At 30.1% G+C, this 3,324-nt stretch carries 3 protein-coding genes; all 3 read left to right on the top strand.

The window, feature by feature from the left end:
* On the top strand, nt 1-775 hold a 775-nt coding region (locus ACXJIE_RS01585), incomplete at its 5' end, for an ABC transporter permease (RefSeq protein WP_456479228.1).
* Between the two features lie 126 nt (nt 776-901).
* Nucleotides 902-1,879 (top strand): IS1096 element passenger TnpR family protein, encoded by a 978-nt coding sequence (locus tag ACXJIE_RS01580; RefSeq protein WP_456479227.1) that lies wholly within the window; start codon nt 902-904, stop codon nt 1,877-1,879.
* Between the two features lie 8 nt (nt 1,880-1,887).
* Complete coding sequence (locus ACXJIE_RS01575) at nt 1,888-3,108, top strand: hypothetical protein (protein WP_456479226.1); 1,221 nt, start codon at nt 1,888-1,890, stop codon at nt 3,106-3,108.
* Nucleotides 3,109-3,324: the final 216 nt, after the last annotated feature.

Below are 3,324 nucleotides of genomic sequence, written 5' to 3'. Positions count from 1 at the left end.
TTTTAAGTTGTTAAGGTTTTTTCTTTTTAAATTTTATATTATTCACTTTTCACTTTCCATTTTCCATTCTTTAGAACAGTTTCCCCATTCTTCTATATCCCAGATAATTTATTCCATGATTGACGGTAAAATGCCAGTTGATGTAAAAATTTATAAACTTTTTAATCCTAATTCAAATTCAAAATGGTTTATGAGTCTGAGCGAACTTTTAAGCGTTATCACAATGCTGAGTCTTGTTTTGATAGCCGTTGTGTTTGTTAAGGAAAAAGAAGCCGGGACATGGGATATTATGCTTTTAATGCCGGCAAACGGGGCGTTGATTATGTTTGCAAAAATCGCTTCTCAGATTTTAATTCTTAGTATTGGTATTGTAATGGGAATAGGACTTATTTTGTTTGGGGTGTTTGGAGTGCCGATAAACGGAAATCTTTTATACTTTTTCCTTTTAACGTTTTTCTTTGTAATGGCAATGGGAGGAATTGCCCTTGTAATTGCCGCTTATTCAAACAGCGTCCTTGAAGTTTCCCAATATACTGTTTTGGTTGTTATGCCGCTTTTGTTTTTAAGCGGGGCTTGGACGCCGATTCATTCTATGGCGCTGTGCCTTCAAAAACTAAGTATAATTTCACCCGTTAAATATTACATAGAAGGTGCGCAGTCGATATTTTTCAGAGGAACTGAATTTATAGATTTACTGCCTTATTTTACCGGAGAGATTGTAATAGGTGCGGTTTTGTTTTATCTGGGATACAGAAGAATGGGAAAACTGTTCTAAAGGATGGAAAATGTAAAATGGATAATGGTAAAAATGGCAGAATGTTAGATATTTAATGCTTTAAAGATAATTGACTAATTTAGAATTGGTATAATTTGGTAATAATTTTAGAAAAAAGGAAGGGAAATGTATCAGTTTAGAGTAATTCAAAACGGATATTTTGATTTTCCGAAATTAAGGGGAATGCCAACAGTTGAGATATTGGTACCGGAAGATTACACGTTAGAGGATTTTGCTGATGTAATATTAAAAAGTTTTGATTTTGAAAACGACCATGCTTTTGGATTTTATGATAACTGGAAAAAAATAAGGGAATCAAAAAACTGTTATGAACTTTTTGCCGATGAAGAAATGGAAAGCAATTGTAAAGGGGTAAAAAACACTTTAATAAAAGATGTGTTTAAAGAAGAAAAACAGCGGATGACGATGGTTTTTGATTACGGGGATATGTGGCATTTTATAATTGATTTTAAAAAGAAAGTCGATATGGATTTAAAAGAAGCAAAAGTTATAAAAAGAAAAGGAAAGCCTTTTAAGCAGTATTCAATGGAATTTGTATTTGATAATTCAAAATGTATTAAGTATCAAAGCCTTTCAGACAAATTGGAAACGTTACCTGTTGATGAAGCTGAAAAAAAACTGAAAAATTTTATAAAAAGAAATCCGAAATGTTTTGAGGCTTATTTGGATTTATATTTTCTTTTACTGCAAAAGGGTGAAATAAAAGAGGCGTATAAATTATTGGAAAAGGGGTATAAAAAGATTGATAAAATGTTTATTGATGAGTTTGGCGAGTGGCCTGATGTGATGGAATGGGGATGGAGAGAAAACAGACCGATTATCAGATTGCTGGTTAATTACGGCATTTATCTTTGGAAGATGGGAAAAACTGATGAAGCGTTAAATTTATTTAAAAAATTACTGGAAATGAATCCTAATGACAATCCGGGAGTGAGATATTTTATTTTGGCAATTAAGGAAGGTATGGGATTTGAAGAGTTTGATAACAGGTTTAACAAGGGCGGATATTATACTGTGGAGATTGATGAATGGTTTGAGAAAAATTATTCAAAATATAAAGATGATTTTGTGGATTTGATTTAGGGGTTAAAATGGCGGATATTGAAAGTATAAAAAGGGCTTTTTTAGATAAACTTTTAGAGAGGGAAGATATTAAAAAAGAGTATCTTGAATTTGTAAAAAGTCATTTGAATATAGAAGACAGGGTGAAACTTACGGCAAAAGATCTGCTGTGTCTGATTTCCCCTATGGATATGGATTTTTATATAGAGGAATATTACGACAGATATGATATTGACGAATATCAGATAGTAAAAGATTCTTTAAGCATTTTTGAAGATGAAATAAATAAAATGATCCGGGAATATGATGTGAACGGTCTGATAAACCTGCTTCTGGCTTTTTATATTATAGATGATTTTAAGATTGATGCTTCATATTTTGTCAATTCGTATGATGAGTGGGTGCGGGAGTGGCTAAAAGAGCAGATTGAAAAGGTTTGTAAATATATTGATTTTAGTGAATTTAAAGAAAAAATTTTTTATTTGTTAAAAAAATTCGAAGCTGATGAGGGTTTTACGTGTATTTATCTACAAATATTTAAAGGTTTAGAAAAAGAGTTTTACGAGAATGTGTTATATTTACCGGATTTTGTAAAATTAAAAGTTTATATTTATTATAAAATGTATGATGAAGCAAAAAAAATAGTTTTAAAAACTTCAAGTAAAGAAATTGTCGATATGTATTTAAGCGAAAAAAAAGATTTGTATTTAATTTCAAAACTTGATATTTCGAAATTTTATAATGAAATATTAAAGCACTGCGAGGAAACTGAATATGTGTCAAAAGCACTTGCATATAAATGTGTACAAGAACTTGATTTTGAATCTTATAAAAGGTTAAAAACAGTTAATGAAAAAGAATGCGTATGGGTTAAGGAAGAGTGTGAAAAGTTTTTAACTGCAGGGCATATCAGATATTTGGCTGAAATTTACGAATATGAAAAAAATTACAACGAAATTCTTAAGCTGGCACAAAAACAGGATTATATTTTCAGAGACTTGGCAAAAAAAATCAAACATATCTATCCCGAAGAAACATTGGAAATAGTAAAAAAATTTGCATTAAAAACAGTTAATTCACCAGATAAAAACAGGGAGAAATATAAGATAATCGTAAGAAGACTAAAAGAATTAGAAGATGTGGAAAGTATAAAAAAAGATATTTACGAATTTGCGTATTTTTTATATAAAAGAAAACCTGTTTTGCCGGCGTTAAGGGATGAATTAAAAAAAGCGGGTTTAGTAAAATAATTATAAAAACATAAGTTTTAGATTTTTATGCCTTTTTTAGCAATTTCGTAAATTGAGACCGTTCATAATTCCGTGTCAGCTGAGGAAATTATACCAATTCCAAGATATTTAATAACTTTGATATAATAACGATATGGGAATACTAAGATATGATAGATTAATCAAAGAGAGTAAAGAAGAGTTGGAAGAGTTGTTAAAAAAAGAGAGAGATGTAAG

This window comes from Nautilia sp., assembly GCF_053994455.1.
Note: the sequence above shows the minus strand (reverse complement) of the source record. Positions and strands in the feature narration are given on the sequence as shown.